The organism is Micromonospora parva, assembly GCF_000718515.1.
Taxonomy (GTDB): domain Bacteria; phylum Actinomycetota; class Actinomycetes; order Mycobacteriales; family Micromonosporaceae; genus Micromonospora; species Micromonospora parva.
The window spans coordinates 18,692-35,666 of sequence record NZ_JNZS01000007.1; the positions used below are offsets into that span (position 1 = coordinate 18,692).

Below are 16,975 nucleotides of genomic sequence, written 5' to 3' on the forward strand. Positions count from 1 at the left end.
CTCCGCCCGGAGATCCGGGTCAGAGCAGACCGCCGGTGATACCCAGCAGCCCGTGATCGGACGAGGCGTGCGAGTCGCCGCCGAGCACACCATCGGTGACCCCACCGGTCACGTCACCGACCGTGTCGGTGACACCGGGGAGGAGGCTGTCCACCTGGTGCGTCACGCCGCCCACCGTCGACGGCACGTCAAGCGGCGGGACCCCGCCGACGACACCGTCGCCGTGCCCGAGGCCCAGCCCGTTGAGGGTGTCGTCGACACCCAGCGAGCTGACGACCCCGCCGAGCTGACCGTGGGTGCCGGAGAGGGCACCACCGGTCAGGTCGCCGCCGATCAGGTTCGAGTCGGTGACGTCGAGCAGACCGGTCGGGTCACCGACGGTGCTGGTGACGTCCCCGAGCACCGGGTCCGCGATGGCGTCCACCGGCTGCACCACGTCCGCGTCGAGCGTGTGCGCCACGTCGGAGACACCCGCCAGGTCGGTGTCCAGGCCGGACGGACCGACGCCCAGACCGATGCCGGGCAGCACGGTGACCCCGGCGGCGGCGGTCGACGGGTCGACAGCGATGGCGCCGAGCACGCCGGCCTTGACGTCCACGCCACTGGGCGAGCTGGTGACGCTGATCTGCTGCGCCACGCTCTGCAACTGACCCACCACGTCGGTGGTGTCGGTGAGCAGCGGGTCCAGCCCGAGCTGCCCCACCGGCGAGGCCAGCGGCGCGAGGCCCGCCCCCGGCGCGTAGTCGACGACCAGCGGTACGACGTCCTGCACGTCAGCAGCGGTGATGTCGGTGAGCCCGGCGCCCCGCAACGCACCCTCCGGGTCGAGGTCGAAGGCCGACCGCGCGTCCGGGTTCGTCAGTAGGTCGAGCACGAAGTCGTGGAGCGTCTGCTGCGAGTCCATGTGCCGGTTCTCCTCGGATCTGGCGTTGGGCGGGGTGTCGTACGTCGACAGTGACGACGCTATTGCCGGGGGTGGCCCCCGGGCATCGGGGCTCAGCCCGCATCCGGGCCGGTTGAACTAGGGGCTCCGCCACCTCGTACGTTAGGGGGACAGGGGGAAACCGTCCCGACGAGATTAGGGTCCCGACCAGGGACTGATCTCTGGTACGAACGTAGGAGCCCGCGGGGTTCGCCGGGGGTGCGTCGTCGGGCAGCCGGCGCCATCGCCACCGACCGGCCGACTCACGGGGAGAGACAGAGACGATGCCGTACGTCCTGGGGATAGACATCGGAAGCAGCAACACCGCCGCGGCCGTCGCACGACGACGCGGCGCGACCTGGACCCGCCCCGAGGCAGTCCCGCTCAGTGCCGGCTCACCTCTCATGCCCTCGGTGCTGTGCCTGGCGGAGGACGGTTCGCTGCGGGTCGGTGAGCCGGCGACCGACGACGGCAGCCGCACCACCCGGGACTTCGTCCACCGGATCGGCGACGACGTGCCGGTGCTGCTCGGCGGCGAGCCGTGCGCGCCGCAGACGCTGACCGCCGAGTTGGCGGCGTGGGTGGTGGAGCGGGTGCACGCCCTGGAGGGCGGGGCGGCCGAGGCGATCGTGCTCAGCCACCCGGCCGGCTGGCGCCCCTACCGGCGGGAGGTGCTGCACCGGGCGTTGTCGGACCTCGGCCTGCGGCACGTGACACTGCTGCCCCGCACCGTCACGGTGGCCGAGAGCCACGCCGCTCGCGGGTTCGCGGGCAGCACGGCTGTGGTCTACGCCCTGGGCGGCAACAGCTTCGAGGCGGCCCTGGTGCGCCGCACCCCGCGCGGCACGTACGAGACGTTCGGCACCCCGCAGGGTCTCGACTCGATCGGTGGCGCCGACTTCGACGAGGCGCTGGCCGAGCACGCTCGTACCGTGCTGGCCCGGGAGTTGGCAGCGACCGGACGTCGCGGGGCCCAGGCCGCGCTGCGCGGGCTGCGCGCGGAGTGCGACCGGGTCAAGCGGGTGCTGACCGTCGACCTCACGGCCGACGTGGTGCTGACCCTGCCCAACGGCCCGGTCCGGGTGCCGGTGACCCGGGCGCAGTTCGAGGCCATGATCCGCCCGACGGTGCAGGCCACCGTCGACCTGCTGCTGCGGGCCGTGCGCAGCGCCGACCTGACTGCGGCGCAGCTCGACGGCGTCCTGCTGGCCGGCGGCTCGACCCGGGTCCCGCTGGTGACCGAGCTGATCGGCGCGGCCCTGCCGGTGCCGGTCGAGGTGGAGCCGGACGCACAGTTGACCGCCGCCACCGGCGCCGCGATGGCCGCCTGTCAGGTGGTGTCGCCACGCCCCCGCCAGCCGGCGCCGGCCCGCGTCCCGGCCCCGGTCAGCGGTGCCGGGCGGGCCACCATCCCGGCACAACGCCGCCCCCAGCACACCGTTCCGGGCGATCCGCCACCGCGGCCCCCGGTCCGACTCCTCCCACTGGAACTGCCGAAGCCGTCCCGCCTGGCGCTGGCCCGCGCCCGGGGGCGCGAAGGATGACCCCGATGATCATGAATGACCTCGCCGTACCAGGACTGACAGTGGACAAGGGGTTGCAGGCCCTGTTGGACACCGTCGCCCAGAATCCGGTCGGCCCGCTCGCCGTCGGCATCGCCGGCCCGGCGGGCCACGGTAAGACAGCGCTCCTCGCCGAGCTGGAGCGCGTTCACCGGCGCGCCGGCATCGCCGTCCAGACGGCCGCACCGGAGCCGGGCGCGCCGGTCGACCCCGACACGGTGCTGCTGGTCGACGACGCGCACCTGCTCGACGACGCCCGGATCGGGGCGCTGCTGCGTCTGGTCGCCGGCCGTCGACACCGGCTGGTGGTCGCCCACCGCCCGTGGCCGCGGTCGGCGGCGTTCAGCGAGCTGGTCGACGCCCTGCGACGCGACGGGCAGGCCGTTCTGCTCACGCCGTTCACCCGGGAGCAGACCGCCGCCCACCTCGCCGCCACACCCGAGCTGGGTCGCCCCGCCGACCTGGTCGACTTCGTCCACACGCAGACCGCCGGAGTCCCAAGGGACGTCGAGCGGCTGGCCCGAGGTCTGGCCGGCGCGGAGATTCGGACCGGCGCGATGGTCGACCCACCCCGGTCCGTCGTCCTCGAATTCGCCCCGGACCTGGACGTCCAGCCCACCGAGGTACGACGACTGCTGCTCGCCGTGGCCGCCGGCGGCACGCTGCCGGTCAGCATGCTCGGCGCGCTGCTCGGCCGGGACCCGGCCGGGGTCGACGAGCTGATCGCCACCACCAGGGCGGCCGGGCTGCTCGGCGCGGACGGCCGGCTCGCGCCGATCGTTCGGCGGGCCGTCGCCACGCTCAGCCCCACCACCGAGCGCACCGCCGTCTGGCGTCGGCTCACCGAGTTGCAGCTCGCCCGGGGCGGCGCCGTGCTGCCACTGGTCCGCTCCCTGCTCGCGGTCGGCGCGCTCGGCGACTGCCCGGCCGCGACGCTGGCCGCCGCCGCCGGCGAGGCGCTGGCCGACGAACCGGCGTTCGCCGCCGAGCTGTACGCGGCGGCCACCGCCGCCGGACGACCGCCCAACGCCCAGCAGGCGCTCGCCGCCGCGCTCGCCGGTGACCTCGACGACGCGCTTCGGCTGGCGGACCGGCTGCTGGCCACGACCGCTCCCCCGGACCGCTCCGAGGCGGCCATGGTCGCCGCCACCGCACTGGCCCACCGTGGGCACGTCGGTCGCAGCGTCGAACTGTTCCGGTGGTCGGGCACCGCCTCGGCGAGGGCGTTCGCCATCGTCGGCGGGATCGCCACCGGCGACCCGGCCGCCGGCACCGAGTCACCGGCGGGTGACCCGGCTGGCGAACCACCCACTCTGCACGCCAGCGCCGCCCGACTGATGGCCGACGGCGTACGGGAGAGCGTGACCGGCCCACCGACCGCCGCGCTCTCCGCGCTCGTGCAGGCCGCCGCGCTGCTGGAGCCGGACGGCCGGGCGGTGCTCCTGCCGGACAGCCCGGCCGCCCTCGCCGCGTTGACCGCGATGCACTGCGGCGAGCTGGAGATCGCCGAGCGGGTGCTGCACCGCGCCCTGGCCGCTGGTGTCGGCGGCCCGCTGATGGCCCGCCGGCACCGGCTGTTGCAGGCCTGGATCCTGATGGTCCGTGGCGAGATCCACGCGGCCGGCGAGCGCCTCGCCACGGTGACCCTCGACGGGCGGCACCTGGAGTCGCGCGACCAGCTCTTCGCCGCCGCCATCCGGATGGGCATCGGCCGGCGCAACAGTGACCTCGGGGCGCTCAAACGGGGTTGGGGGCAGGCGCTGGAGGCCGTGGTGCGCCACCCCGTCGACCTGTTCACCCTGCTGCCGCTGGGTGAGCTGGCCATCGCGGGCGCGCGGCTGGGTGACCTGGCCCGGCTGGAGCCGTACCTGCAGCAGGGGCGTTCACTGCTCGCGGGCCTCGGCGACCCACCACTGTGGAGTGTGCCGTTGCACTGGAGCGGCCTGCACGCCGCCATCCTGACCGGTGAGCCGACGGTCGCCGACGACCACGTCGCGGCGCTGCTCGCCGCCGCCGGCCACAGCCGGTACGCGGCAGTGGTCGCCGCCGCCGCGGAGAGCTGGGTGGAGGTGCTCCGGGGAGTCGTCGACCCGACCCGGGTGGAGGCCGCCGCGCGCGGGCTGCACGACACCGGGCTGTGTTGGGACGGCGCCCGCCTCGCCGGGCAGGCCGCCATCCGTACCGCCGACCGGCGGGCGATGACCACCCTGCTGGAGTGCGCCCGAGCGTTGCAGGGGCGGCCCTCCGGTGGGCCGGCCGGGCAGACACCGCCGGCCGGTGCGAGCACGACACGGGTCACCGGGCCCACCCAGCACGGGCTCAGCGACCGCGAGTACGAGGTCGCCGAGCTGGTGCTGGCCGGGTTGACCTACCGGGAGATCGGTGACCGGCTCTTCATCTCGGCCAAGACCGTCGAACACCACGTGGCGCGGATGCGTAACCGGTTGAACTGCGCCAACCGCACCGAACTGCTGGCCCTGCTGCGTACCCTGGTCGCCGACCGGGCCAGCGACACCGCCGGGCAGCCGTGGCCGCAGCGGGCGGGCCGATGACCCACAGCGATGTCCGGCTGATCCGGACCAGGCTGGCCGTGCTGGCCGCCGTGCTGATCACGCTCTGGTCGTACGCGGCCTACGTGTCCAGCCAGGACGCCGTCGACCTGCTGCGCGTCCGGGCGCTGGCGGACACGCTCGGACAGCCCATCGACCGTCTGATCCTGAGCCTGCAGACGGAACGCCGGATCACCGCCGAGACGATCGCCGGGGCGGGTGGGACGACGCCGGAGCTGGTCGGGGCCCGCGACGCCACCGACCGGGCCGCCGCCGAGATCCGCGAGTTCACCAAGGGGCGCGACCTTCGGCTGCTCACCGCCGGCGCGGTCCGCGACCGGGCCGGTGAGCTGGTCCGACGGCTCGACGGCCTCGGCACCACCCGGTCCCGGATGGACACCGGGCGACTCGGCCTGGCCGCGGCGATCGACGGGTACGACGAGGTCGTCGACGTCGCCTTCCGGGTGTACGGCCCGGAGTGGGGCGCGTACGAGAGCGGGTTGGCCGCCGACACCCGCGCGGTGATCGCGCTGGCCCGCGCCCGGGAGTTGCTGGCCCGGGAGGACACAGTGGTCAGCGCCGCCCTGACCGGCGCGCGACTCGGCGCCGACGAGCGGCGTCGGCTGACCGCCCTGGTCGGCGTCCAGCGGTACGCGAACGCCGAGGCCGCCGCCGGTCTGCCGTCCGACGGTCGGGCCGAGCAGCAGCGCCTCGCGACCAGCCCGGCGTTCACCGCTCTGCTCGCCCTGGAGGACCGGCTGCTGCTCCAGTCCGGCACCGGCAACGCCCTGGCCGGCGTCACCGTCGGGGATTGGCGGGCCGCGGCGGACACCACCCTGGGTGCGCTGCAGACCCTGGTGACAGGCACCGCCCGTAGCAGCGTCGAGCGGGCCACACCCGGTGCCGCGGTGCTGATCGCGCGGACCGGAGCCGTGGTGGGGCTCGGCCTGATCGTCGTGCTCGTGCTCCTACTGAGCTGGGCGGGCACCATCCGGCGCCTGACTGAGGAGCTGACCGGGCCGAAGGCCGCCGCCCCGGCCCCCCAGGATCCGCCTGCGCCGCCGGACGCCGCGCCGTCGGGGGGTGCCGCCGAGCGGGAGCTGTTCCTGGGGCTGACCCGACGCAACCAGGTCCTGCTGCGGGACCAACTCAGCGTGCTGGACCTGATGCAACGTCGGGAGCGGTCCACCGAGGAGACCGGCGAGCTGTTCCAACTCGACCACCTCACCACCCGGGTCCGCCGCAACGTGGAGAAACTGATCACGCTGGCCGGCGCGACACCCGCCCGCCGCTGGCGACGCCCGGTGCCACTGCTCGACGTGGCGCGCGGCGCGGTCGCCGAGGTGCCGGACTACCACCGCGTCCTGATCGCGCCGCACTGGCCGTGGTCGCTCGCGGGGCCGGCCGTCACGGACGTCATCCACCTGCTGGCGGAGCTGATCGAGAACGCGTTGGTCTTCTCCGGTGCGGACACCACCGTCCGGGTCAGCGGCGAGCACCGACCGCAGGGGTGCGCGGTCGTCGTCGTCGACGACGGGCCTGGCCTGGACGCCGCCACGCTGGCCGAGGCGAACCACCTGTTCGGCAACCCGCCACCCGACGGCCCGCCCGCCGGCCGCACCGGTTGGTACGCCGCCGCCGTCCTGGCCGGCCGCTGCGGCGCCCACGTCTCGCTGCGCCCCAGCCGGCGCGGCGGAACGGCCGCGATCGTGCTCCTACCCGCCCGGCTGGTCACGGTCACCGACACCGGCCGCGCACCGGCCGGCGCACCACCTGACACCCCGTACCCACCAGCCCGCACCGACACCGACCTGCCCGGCCCGAGCGGCGACGGGGCGTTGCCGACGCGGGTCCGCCAACCCGGGCCGATCGGCCCGGAACACGGCAGGACCAGCCTCGACACTGTCGAGATGCCAGTCGCGAGAACAGCAAGGAGACATCAATGACGTCTGCAGTGGTCACCGAGGACGGCCTGACCGACGCCCTGAACAGCCTGGTCGACCGGGTGCACGGCGCGGAGTTCGCCGTGGTGCTCTCGCCGGACGGGCTGCCGCTCGGCGGCTCGCGGCGGGTGGGGGACAAACTGGCCGAACAGATCTCCGGCGTGGTCGCCGGCCTGATCGCGTTGGGGCTGGCCGCCACCCGCACCTGCGACGCGGGTCGGCTGCGCCAGGTCGTGGTGCAGATGTCGCGGGCGTTCCTGTTCATCGCCACCATCCCGAACGGGACCATCCTCACCGTGCGGATCGCCGGTGACGACGTCGAGGTCGGCGACATGGCGTACGAGGTGGCGCTCTTCGTGGGGCAGGCCGAACGGCACCTGCCGATCACTCTGGGGCCGGCCTCCTCGGTGACGATCGGGGACACTGGTGCACACCAGCGGCGGCACTGACGAGGCGTGGTACGACGACGACGCGGGCCCGGTCGCCCGGCCGTACACGATGACCGGGGGGCGCACCGCGCCCGCACGCGGCCAGTTCGACCTGATCTCGCTGGTGGTCGCCCGGCCGGGGGTCACACCCCCCGCCCCGCTCTTCCCCGAACAGGCGCGGATCGTCGAGTTGTGTCACCATCCAGTGTCGGTGGCCGAGGTCGGTGCCGAGTTGGACCTTCCGCTGGGGACCGTCCGGGTGTTGCTCGGTGACCTGCTCGGGGCCGGGCTGATCGAGACGCACGAACCGCCGATGCTGTCGGAACTGCCGACCGAGGATCTGCTTGAGGCGATCCTCGTCGGGCTTCGCGCGCTGTGACCGGGCGGATGCCGCCCGGTACCGGGGCGGATCGTGGGCCCGTACCCGGCGACGAACTGAAGGAGAGACAGGCAGTGCCGGCAACACCACCCCAACCACGCCGTACCGTGGCGATCATCCTGCTGGACAAGGTCGTGGCCCTCGTCACTGCCGCACGGCGGGTGCTCACCGGTCGGGAGGACGTCTCGCGGGCCACCTGGTTGGCCGTCATCGCGGCGCTCGGGGTGCTGGTCGCGACGGCAGTGTCAGTGGTCGGGGTGCTGCGTACGCCGGAGAAGTTGACGCCGGTGACCCTCGACCCGCCGCCGTCCGTGCAGCAGGTGGGCGCCACGCCGTCCGATACGCCCCGGGCGCAGGCGCGACCGGCGCTCACCAGCCCGACGGTGCCCACTCCCCCGCCCACCTCGGCCTCCTCGGCCCCACCGACCGAGGCGTCGACCCGGCCCACCCCGACCGGCGCGAGCGCCGAACCCACCGCGGCGGCCCTGAGCGCCGACTTCGCCATCACTGACAACGCCCTGCTCAGCTATGGCGCGACGGTGACGATCAGCAATCCGGGCACGGTCGCGGCGCCGCAGTGGACGCTGGTGGTCACCCTGCCCCGCGAGTCGCTGAGGATCAGCGGGGTCGAGGGCGCACAGGCCAGCCACGACGGTGCCGTGTGGACGTTCGTGCCGGACAGCGACACCGCTCCGGTGCCCGGGAGCGCCTCGATCCAGGTGACGTTCCGGGTCAATGGTTCGTTGACGGGTTCCGCCCCCGAGGCGTGCACCATCGACGGGGTCGCCTGCGCCGGCCTGTCCGACTGAACGTGTCAGTGACGTCCCGATCGAGCGTGGTACACCCGACGTTCCGGCGGCAGCCACGCTTGATTGATCATTAGTTCGGGCACGCTTCGTACCGTCCCGACCATGACTGTCCTACCCGCATCACCGTCGCTTCGCCGCGCCGGGTCGCGCCTCGGTGCGCTGCGTACCCGGGTCGCTGCCGGCGTCGCCGCCCTCGCCGTCACCGGCGCGACCGTCGGGGTCGCCGTCGCGACCTCGTCGCCCGCCACCGCCGAGCCCGGCCACGTGGTCGTCTCGGAGAACTTCTCGACCGGGTCACTGCCCGCCGGTTGGAACGCGGTCGACGGCACCTGGAAGGTCGAGAACGGCCGACTGTACGGAACCTCGGCCAGCGCCAGCGCGAACAACAAGATCACGTTTGGTCGGCACCTGAACGACTTCCGCCTCGAGGCGACCATGCGCTTCGAGTCGGTCTCGGCCGCCACCCGCTGGGCCTCGCTCGGCATCGACGTCCCCGCCAACGGCGCCACCCCCTGGTGGATCGCCACCATGCGCAGCGGCACCACCGCCGCCAACGGGCTGGAATTCGCCCAGCGGACCACTGCCGACGCCTGGGTGGTGACGAACACCGCCTCCGCCCCGTCCGCCGCCGGCACCGGCCGGGACGTCCGCGTCGCCGTCGAGGTGCACGGCAACCAGGCCCGCTGGATCTTCGACGGGCGGGAGGCGATGCGCACGAGCAGCCTCCAGCGCTCCGCCGACGGCGTCCAGGGGCTCTTCGTGAACGGCGCGACCGTGTCGTACGACGACGTCACCGTCACCGAGCTGGCGCCGAACGGCTACCTCCGCCCCGAGGGCAGCCCGCTCACCGTGATCGCCCACCGGGGCGCGTCCGCCGCCGCACCGGAGAACACCCTCGTCTCCCAGGAGATCGCCCGCAAGGGTGGCGCCGACTGGATCGAGAACGACGTCCAGCCGAGCAAGGACGGCATCCCGTTCATCCTGCACGACGGCACCGTCGACCGGACCACCGACGGCACCGGCAACATCCGGGACCTGACCGCCGCGCAGATCAAGGCACTCGACGCCGGTTCCTGGTTCGGCCCGCAGTACGTCGGCGAGCGGGTGCCCACCCTCGCCGAGCAGCTCGCCGACCTGCGGACCCGGGGCGGCAACCTGCTCGTGGAGATCAAGGGCAAGCACACCCGCGACGAGGTCGCCACGATCATCCAGGTGATCCGCGACGAGCAGATGATGGGCCGGGTCTTCATTCAGAGCTTCGAGGTCGACGCCCTGAGGTACACCTACGAGATCGCCCCCGAGCTACCACTCGGTCTGCTCCGCAGCACCCTCGACGCCGACCCGGTGGCGATCGCGAAGGAGCTGCACCTGACCGCGTACAACCCGGACGGCAACGCGCTGCTGGCCAAGCCGGAGGTCGTCGCCGCGCTGCACACCGCCGGGGTCGCCGTGATGGCCTGGACGATGGACTCGGCCGCGCTGTGGCAGCGGCTGGAGCGCATCGGCACCGACGCGGTCATCACCAACCGCACGGCCGAGCTGGTCGGCTGGAACGCGGCCTTCCTCCAGCGGCCCTCCGCCGACCCGACAGTGCAGATCACCTCGCCGGCCAACGGGGCCCGGCTGGACCGGGCGCAGTCCCCGGTGATCGCCGTCGCCGCGACCAACGCGGAAACCGTCACGGTCAAGCTGGACGGTAAGACGTCGGCCGCCGGGCGCGCCCTCGACCTGGCCAGGCTGACCGCCGGCCGGCACACCCTCACCACCGAGGCCACCGGGCCCGCCGGCACCGCCACCGCGACCAGCACCTTCACCGTGACGGTGAGCCAGGCCGGCCTCGGCTACCTGATCCTCACCTCGGGCGCCGATCCGGCCGCCGTCACCGCGATGACCACCAAGCTGGCCCACGCCCAGTACGCCCAGCTGGCCAGCTACGTCGACCGGCAGGCCGGCAAGCAGGTGCCGGCCGAGACCGCCAGCGTCATCGCCGCCGACGCCCGCACCCTCGCCCTGAAGTGACGGTTCGCCGGGTGGCGCTGGTCCGAGGCCAGCGCCACCCGGCGTCCTCAGCGGACGGCGACGGGCGACTCGGCCCGCTCGCCCCGCTGCCGGAGAAGCGGCAGCGCCGGCGCCAACGCCAGCGCCATGCACAGGCCGCCGATGGGAAGCAGGTCGAGATTGACCGCCGGTAGGACGATGCCGACGAGCAGCACCGGCACGCTCCACCACGGCAGCCGGCGTCGGGCGGCGAGCATGCCCACGAGAACGAGCAGGCCGAGGAAGAAGAGCTGGGGTACGACGTCGTAGAAGGCCACCTCCACGCCGGGGATGTCCTTGAAGCTCGCGCCGAGCCGGGACATCTCCGCCCGGTCGTCGGCCAGCAACCCCTCCACGATGTCCGCGCCGAACTGCACCATCGTCGCGACGAGGCCGACCAGTGTGCCGGCCACCACCCCGGTGCGCCACGCGGAGCGGGGCAGCAGGTGCGACAGCGCGAGCACACCCGGAACGAAGCACACCATGCCGGCGAGGGCGACCAGGTGGGCGGCCTGCCAGTCGAACCCGGGGCCGTACACCCCGTCGGATCTTCCCCACAGACGAACCAGGCCGTAGGTGGCGATGCCGACCGGTCCGGCGATCACGAAGAGCGCTGCGCGTTTCATGCCAGCCATCATGTGACCGCCGACGCCTGGCGACCTCCGGGTACGTCCCCCGGTTGGCCCTGGATGTCGTATCAGGTGTTTCACCGAGCCGTGGTCAGGGGCCGAACGGCTTGCCCGTCAGCGCGGATTCATCCGGGAAGGCCAACGAGCTGAAAAACTTCTCCGTCTCGGCACCGCGAATGCTTTCGATCTTCGCCAGCAGTTCCTCTGTCGCCGCGTAGGCGCGCTGCTCCCGCTCGGGGGGATCAGCTGTCGCCTCGGCGCGACCGAACGCGAGCCGCCAGTGGTTGCTCGCCTCGATGAGCGCGAAATGGGTACGTCGCAGCAGCGCCCACATCTGATCCCACTGATAAAAGGTGCGTAACGCGGTGGCCACCGCGATGACCACACCCGACACCGCAATTACCAGGTTCTTACCGGGGTAGCTGAAGCCGGCGAGCAGTGGCAGCGACGCACTGATGACGATGACCAGGATGCCGGTAAATCGGAACAGTCGACGGTGCCATTTGGCCCGCCAGTCGTATTGGTCCCTGAGCTTGTTGATGCTGTCTTCCGCCAACGCGCGGTAGACCTGCAACGGATCGCCGGGGGGCCCGTTCTGCGACTCGGCGAGCAACCCGCTCTGTCCTTGGTCAACAGACACGTCACGATGCTAGACGCTGCCCATGCGACGGTCTATAGCCCGAGAATACGATGTTGTCGGAGTATTGACGGGCAAACATCTCCCGTTCCGGTGATGCGACCGGCCAGGCAATCACCGGAACACCACGTCGACGCCACCACGCCGTCAGACCGGAAGGAAATGCGTCCACCTCGTAGGCCAGGAAATCGGGTCGGGTGACCAGATTGCTGACCATGCTGCGACCCACCATCCGGGTCAGTGGCCCGGCGGTACGCAGTAGCCCGCCGATGCGCCCCACCGGCACCCGCTGGCGCGGCGGCAGTTTGCGCACCGCGACCCGCAGCGCCGCCACGAGCAGCGGATCGAAGGATTCGACAGCGTACCGCCCGGGATAGTCGGCCGTCTGCCGCAGCACCTCCTCGACGAGATCGAAGTTGAGGGTGAGCGCCGGCCGTTTCAGCTCGATCAGCAGGGGCACCCGTCCGGCGACCCGTTCCAGCACCTCCGACAGCGTGGGGATGCGCTGGTCGGTGCCCTGCAACCGGAGTCGCTGCCGGTCGGCCGGGGTCAACTCCGCGGTGGCGATCTCCGCACCGGTGAGGGTCGCCAGGTCGTAGTCGTGGACGACGACGAGTTCGCCCGCGCGGGTGAGCTGCACGTCCAGTTCGCAGGCGTAGCCGGCGTCGGCGGCTGCCTCGAACGCCGCGAGGGAGTTCGCCGGTCGATTGTGGCCGGTCAGCCCCCGGTGTGCGATCGGGGTGTCGAGCAGCCAACCGTCATCGGACGACACACGATCCTCCTGAGCTTCGCAGAACCGGGCTACCGCACGCCGTGCAGGGGTTGCGGGTACCTTACCGGGCGCCCGGGTGGTGAGCATGCTTCATGCTGGAGTGGTGATTCGATTCGTACTGAATGTGCTGTGGCTCGTCTTCGGCGGTGGCATCGTGCTGGCGGCCGGCTACGGCATCGCCGCGCTGATCTGCTTCGTCCTGGTCATCACCATCCCGTTCGGCGTCGCGTCGCTGCGCCTCGCGGTCTACTCGTTGTGGCCCTTCGGACGCACCCTGGTGCCCAAGCCGGGCGCGGGCGTCGGCTCCGGCCTGGCGAACATCCTGTGGGTGGTGCTGGCCGGGTGGTGGCTCGCGCTCTCCCACATCCTCGCCGGCATCGCCCTCTGCGTCACGATCATCGGGATTCCGTTCGGCATCGCCAACTTCAAGCTCGTTCCGGCCGCGTTCTGGCCGCTCGGCCGCGAGGTCGTCGACGCCCCGTGACGGCACTGCGCGTCGGTCGGCAACGAAAAACGGGAGACCCCTGGTCTCCCGCCACTTCTAACTTATAGCGCACTGGGGGGCTTGCGGCAAGACCCCGTTTATGACGCAGAATCGTCGGCCGAGGCTTGAATCTGCCGAAATGGACGTCATGACATGAATTCCTTGCCTACCTCCGTGTTCGCACTACCCGGTCACCTCGCCCCCAAGGCCGACCCGGCGCTCATCGCCCAGGACGAGCGGCACTTCGCGGCCATGGCGCGGAACCTCGCGCAGCTGACCGCCGAGCTGTCCGACCGCCTGGACGCCGCGCGCCGGGCACCCGGCGGCAAGGGCCGCCAGGCCGTCGACCGGGACGAGGAGGTTCGTCGGCTGACCGCCCGTCTGCGCTCACTGAGCCGCTACGGGCTGGACCTGTGCCTCGGTCACCTGGTCGAGGCGGACAGTCCCGAGCCGGTCTATGTCGGGCGTCGCGGCCTCACCGACAGCACCGGTCGACGTCTGCTGCTCGACTGGCGCTCACCCGCCGCCGAGCCGTTCTTCGGCGCGACCCACGCCAACCCGATGGGCCTGGCGAGCCGCCGCCGGTACCGCTGGACCCGCGGCCGGATCAGTGACTACTGGGACGAGGTGTTCACCCCGGACGGGTTGGTGGGGCACGCCGCCGCGCTCGACGACCAGTCCGCGTTCATCGCGAGCCTGGGCAGCGCCCGATCGGCCCGGATGCGTGACGTGCTCAGCACGATCCAGGCCGACCAGGACGCCATCATCCGGGCCGGGTCGGCCGGGGCCCTCGTGGTCGACGGCGGTCCGGGCACCGGGAAGACCGTCGTGGCCCTGCACCGGACCGCGTACCTGCTCTACTCCGACCCGCGCCTCGGTCAGCGCCGGGGTGGGGTGCTCTTCGTCGGGCCGCACCAGCCCTACCTGGCGTACGTCGGCGACGTCCTGCCCAGCCTGGGTGAGGAGGACGTGCAGACCTGCACGCTGCGCGACCTGGTCCCCGAGGGGGCGACGGCGACCGTCGAGGCCGACCCGGAGGTGGCCCGGCTGAAGTCCTCGGCCGAGCTGGTCCGGGCGATCGACGCGGCCGTCCGGTTCTACGAGGACCCGCCGGTCACCCCGATGACGATCACTGTCGGCGACTCCGACCTCCGGCTGAGCGCCGACGACTGGGTCGACGCGTTCCGGGCGCCGGGCCTGGGCACCCCGCACAACGAGGCGCGCGAAGAGATCTGGGAGGAACTGCTCGCCATCCTCACCGACAGGTACGACGGCGACGAACCGGACGACGTGCTGCGCGACTCGCTGCTGCGCAACCGGGACCTGCGGGCGATCGTCAACCGCGCCTGGCCGCTGCTCGACGCGGCCGATCTCGTGAGTGATCTGTGGTCGGTTCCCGCGTACCTGCGCACGTGCGCGCCGTGGCTCAGCCCGGCGGAGGTCCGCAAGCTGCAACGCGACGAACCCCGGGCGTGGACCGTGTCCGACCTGCCGCTGCTGGACGCGGCACGGCAGCGGCTCGGTGACGCGGAGAGGTCGGGGCGCACCCGTCGGCACGACCCGGCGGCAGCCGTCGAACGCGACCACATGGCCCGGGTCGTCGACGAACTGCTCGCCGCCGACACCTACGACGACGGCGAGGGCCTGCTGACGATGCTGCGCCAACCCGACCTGCGCGAGGTCCTGGTCGACGACTCCGGCCTGCCGGACGCTGAACCGGACCTGCTGGCCGGCCCGTTCGCGCACATCGTCGTCGACGAGGCGCAGGAGCTGACCGACGCCCAGTGGCAGATGCTGCTGGCGCGGTGCCCGTCGCGCAGCTTCACCATCGTGGGCGACCGCGCCCAGGCCCGGCACGGGTTCACCGAGTCGTGGCAGGAACGCCTCAAGCGGGTCGGGTTCGACCGGATCACGGTGACCTCGCTGAACGTCAACTACCGCACCCCGGCGGAGGTCATGGCGCAGGCCGAGCCGGTCATCCGGGCCGTGCTCCCGGACGCGAACGTGCCGACCTCCATCCGGGGCAACGGGCTGCCCGTCGTCCACGGGTCCGTCGCCGACCTGCTGTCGATCCTCGACAGCTGGCTCGCCGCGCACGCCGAGGGGATCGCCTGCGTCATCGGTGACCCGACCTTCCCGCCCACGGACCGGGTCCGGTCACTGAGCCCGGAGCAGGCCAAGGGGCTGGAGTTCGACCTGGTCGTTCTCATCGACCCGGAGACGTTCGGCGCCGGCATCGAAGGGGCCGTCGACAGGTACGTCGCGATGACCCGGGCCACGCAGCAACTCGTGCTCCTGAGCAGCGGCTGAGGGCGCTGCGCCCAGCTGGTCGCGGGGCGTTGCGGGGGCGCTGTCCACTGGCGCGCCGCCACCCCGACCGGTAGCGTCGCGCTCTTCGGCCGCGACGCGCCGCCGGAGTCCGGGAAGGCACCTCTCCATGACCCAACCCACGCCCGCCCGAGGCCGGCTCGACGCCAGTCTGGCCCGACTGGCCTGCGCCTTCCGCGGCATGGTCGCCCACCCCGACGACAGCAACTGCGAGTGCCACTGGGGCAGCGCCGAGGAACTTGCCCTGCTCAAGACCCCCGACGTCGAGGTGGACCCGGATCTGCTGCGCCGGACCTACTGGACCGGCGACTGGGACTTTCCCGCCGAGATGCTGCGTCGGATCCTGCCGCAGCTCGCCACCGCTCTGACCAGTGGTGAGGTGGAGCGGCTCGGCGGGATGGATCATGCGGGACGGACGTTCGCGCTCGGCGGCTGGCAGCGGTGGCCCGCCGAGCAGTCGACGGCGATCAGCGAGTTCCTGGACGCCTGGTGGGCCGTCACGCTCACCGATCCGGACGCCGAGGTGCCGGCACACGTGGTGCTGGCCATGCTCGTGGAGGCATCCGGCGCGCTCGGCAGGTGGCTTGACGCCTGGACGACGGCAACCACTGCCCTGGCCCACCAGCGGCTCGCCGAGGCTTTCGGAGAGTGGGAGTACGACCTGCTCCGCGATGACCTGCCGTGGCACACCTGGACGTTGACGGACGACGAGGAGGAGGTCCTCCGCACGGAGCTCACCGCCTGGCTGCTGCAGCACGCCCCGACCCGGCTGCGGATGGCCGACACCGACCCGGAGCTGCCGCACCGGCTGAGGCTGCTCGGCCTCACCGGCCCGGCCCGCTGGGACGACCCGCACTGGCCCGACCTCGCCTGAGCAGGCGCCCGTTCCAACTCGCACCCGGTCCTCCCATCGACACCTGTCCAACCGTTTACTCCACTTCGGACGTTTGTCGCCCAGCGGGCCTTTTCGGGGTAGATGGAGCTGTCGGACCAGCGATCGACAACCCACCTCCGTCACCTACCCGGTGTCCACCTAAGGTGATTCACTGGCTCTCCTGAGTAAGCAGCCGAGCGGACGGACGGCAAACGTTGAGGGAATCAAGGGCTGCTGGGGAACGCGACAAGGGTGCCGGAGACGCAACGCGCCGCAGTGACCTGACGGGTTCCGAGGCACTACCGCCTGGATGCCGGCCGGCAGAGTTGCTGCCGACCAGGACGGTCGAGGTCAACGGTATTCGCATCGTGGTGTTCTCGTGCTGGGCGGCGCTGATCGGTCTGACGCTCACCATGGTGGTGGTGCGCGGGGTGTGGCACGTCTTCGCCGGTGCGTCGGAACGGTTCGCCGTCACTTTCCTGGCCATGACCGCGTTCGCCATCGCGGCCGTCTCGGTGGGCATCGTCGCCGCGCATCGACGGTTGCTGCCGTGGCTGATGCTCACCACGGGCACCATCGTCGTCCTGGGTCTGGTCATCCTCGTGGTCACGGCGGGCTGACG

General features: G+C 72.3%; 15 protein-coding genes. 11 read left to right on the forward strand and 4 right to left on the reverse strand.

Translation table 11 applies throughout. From position 1 onward, the window contains the following. Positions 1-19 precede the first annotated feature (19 nt). The gene (locus IF22_RS33665; RefSeq protein WP_030330448.1) at positions 20-904 is read right to left on the reverse strand and encodes an IniB N-terminal domain-containing protein; all 885 of its coding nucleotides are present in this window, start codon (positions 902-904) and stop codon (positions 20-22) included. A gap of 302 nt (positions 905-1,206) precedes the next feature. Between IF22_RS33665 and IF22_RS0109650 the strand changes: the two genes are divergently transcribed. The 7 genes from IF22_RS0109650 to IF22_RS0109680 all read left to right on the forward strand — a co-directional run bounded on the left by IF22_RS0109650 (position 1,207) and on the right by IF22_RS0109680 (position 10,611). Continuing rightward, positions 1,207-2,466: an Hsp70 family protein gene (locus IF22_RS0109650; RefSeq protein ID WP_081883769.1), complete on the forward strand. Its 1,260-nt coding sequence runs from the start codon at positions 1,207-1,209 to the stop codon at positions 2,464-2,466. Positions 2,467-2,471: 5 nt separating this feature from the next. Then, on the forward strand, positions 2,472-5,036 hold the full coding sequence (locus tag IF22_RS0109655) for a LuxR C-terminal-related transcriptional regulator (RefSeq protein WP_081883770.1): 2,565 nt from the start codon (positions 2,472-2,474) through the stop codon (positions 5,034-5,036). Next, positions 5,033-6,979: a sensor histidine kinase gene (locus IF22_RS0109660; protein ID WP_156057414.1), complete on the forward strand. Its 1,947-nt coding sequence runs from the start codon at positions 5,033-5,035 to the stop codon at positions 6,977-6,979. Before IF22_RS0109655 ends, IF22_RS0109660 begins: the two co-directional genes overlap by 4 nt. Further along, positions 6,976-7,425, forward strand: coding sequence for a roadblock/LC7 domain-containing protein (locus tag IF22_RS0109665; protein WP_030330457.1), 450 nt, complete (start codon positions 6,976-6,978; stop codon positions 7,423-7,425). The genes IF22_RS0109660 and IF22_RS0109665 overlap by 4 nt, the downstream gene beginning before the upstream one ends. Continuing rightward, on the forward strand, positions 7,403-7,783 hold the full coding sequence (locus tag IF22_RS0109670; protein ID WP_030330459.1) for a DUF742 domain-containing protein: 381 nt from the start codon (positions 7,403-7,405) through the stop codon (positions 7,781-7,783). Before IF22_RS0109665 ends, IF22_RS0109670 begins: the two co-directional genes overlap by 23 nt. Positions 7,784-7,857: 74 nt before the next feature. Continuing rightward, a complete protein-coding gene (locus tag IF22_RS0109675; protein WP_156057416.1) occupies positions 7,858-8,592 on the forward strand; it encodes a cellulose binding domain-containing protein in 735 nt (244 codons plus the stop codon). A gap of 102 nt (positions 8,593-8,694) precedes the next feature. Further along, the gene (locus IF22_RS0109680) at positions 8,695-10,611 is read left to right on the forward strand and encodes a glycerophosphodiester phosphodiesterase family protein (RefSeq protein ID WP_030330463.1); all 1,917 of its coding nucleotides are present in this window, start codon (positions 8,695-8,697) and stop codon (positions 10,609-10,611) included. A gap of 47 nt (positions 10,612-10,658) precedes the next feature. On the opposite strand, the gene IF22_RS0109685 is transcribed toward IF22_RS0109680, so the two are convergent. From IF22_RS0109685 to IF22_RS0109695, 3 genes are all read right to left on the reverse strand, one after another. After that, positions 10,659-11,255 carry a hypothetical protein gene (locus IF22_RS0109685; protein ID WP_051708284.1) on the reverse strand — a complete coding sequence of 199 codons (597 nt, stop codon included), beginning with the start codon at positions 11,253-11,255 and terminating at the stop codon, positions 10,659-10,661. A 94-nt stretch (positions 11,256-11,349) separates the two neighbouring features. Beyond that, complete coding sequence (locus IF22_RS0109690; RefSeq protein WP_081883771.1) at positions 11,350-11,898, reverse strand: DUF4231 domain-containing protein; 549 nt, start codon at positions 11,896-11,898, stop codon at positions 11,350-11,352. A gap of 1 nt (position 11,899) precedes the next feature. Beyond that, positions 11,900-12,667, reverse strand: a complete 768-nt coding sequence (locus IF22_RS0109695) for a glycerophosphodiester phosphodiesterase family protein (RefSeq protein ID WP_030330469.1) — start codon at positions 12,665-12,667, stop codon at positions 11,900-11,902. A 103-nt stretch (positions 12,668-12,770) separates the two neighbouring features. On the opposite strand from IF22_RS0109695, the gene IF22_RS0109700 reads away from it, so the two are divergent. From IF22_RS0109700 to IF22_RS0109715, 4 genes are all read left to right on the forward strand, one after another. Then, positions 12,771-13,151 carry a YccF domain-containing protein gene (locus IF22_RS0109700; protein WP_208648924.1) on the forward strand — a complete coding sequence of 127 codons (381 nt, stop codon included), beginning with the start codon at positions 12,771-12,773 and terminating at the stop codon, positions 13,149-13,151. A 153-nt stretch (positions 13,152-13,304) separates the two neighbouring features. Further along, positions 13,305-15,461, forward strand: coding sequence for an RNA polymerase recycling motor ATPase HelR (helR, locus tag IF22_RS0109705; protein WP_030330473.1), 2,157 nt, complete (start codon positions 13,305-13,307; stop codon positions 15,459-15,461). Between the two features lie 127 nt (positions 15,462-15,588). Then, positions 15,589-16,353 carry a hypothetical protein gene (locus IF22_RS0109710; protein WP_030330474.1) on the forward strand — a complete coding sequence of 255 codons (765 nt, stop codon included), beginning with the start codon at positions 15,589-15,591 and terminating at the stop codon, positions 16,351-16,353. Between the two features lie 368 nt (positions 16,354-16,721). Continuing rightward, positions 16,722-16,973: a hypothetical protein gene (locus IF22_RS0109715; protein WP_156057418.1), complete on the forward strand. Its 252-nt coding sequence runs from the start codon at positions 16,722-16,724 to the stop codon at positions 16,971-16,973. Positions 16,974-16,975: the final 2 nt, after the last annotated feature.

Bases quoted from the DNA above. Each gene is read 5' to 3' on its own strand.
- IF22_RS33665 (WP_030330448.1), bottom strand. From the start codon at position 904: ATGGACTCGCAGCAGACGCTCCACGACTTCGTGCTCGACCTACTGACG.
- IF22_RS0109650 (WP_081883769.1), top strand. From the start codon at position 1,207: ATGCCGTACGTCCTGGGGATAGACATCGGAAGCAGCAACACCGCCGCG.
- IF22_RS0109655 (WP_081883770.1), top strand. From the start codon at position 2,472: ATGATCATGAATGACCTCGCCGTACCAGGACTGACAGTGGACAAGGGG.
- IF22_RS0109660 (WP_156057414.1), top strand. From the start codon at position 5,033: ATGACCCACAGCGATGTCCGGCTGATCCGGACCAGGCTGGCCGTGCTG.
- IF22_RS0109665 (WP_030330457.1), top strand. From the start codon at position 6,976: ATGACGTCTGCAGTGGTCACCGAGGACGGCCTGACCGACGCCCTGAAC.
- IF22_RS0109680 (WP_030330463.1), top strand. From the start codon at position 8,695: ATGACTGTCCTACCCGCATCACCGTCGCTTCGCCGCGCCGGGTCGCGC.
- IF22_RS0109685 (WP_051708284.1), bottom strand. From the start codon at position 11,255: ATGAAACGCGCAGCGCTCTTCGTGATCGCCGGACCGGTCGGCATCGCC.
- helR (WP_030330473.1), top strand. From the start codon at position 13,305: ATGAATTCCTTGCCTACCTCCGTGTTCGCACTACCCGGTCACCTCGCC.
- IF22_RS0109710 (WP_030330474.1), top strand. From the start codon at position 15,589: ATGACCCAACCCACGCCCGCCCGAGGCCGGCTCGACGCCAGTCTGGCC.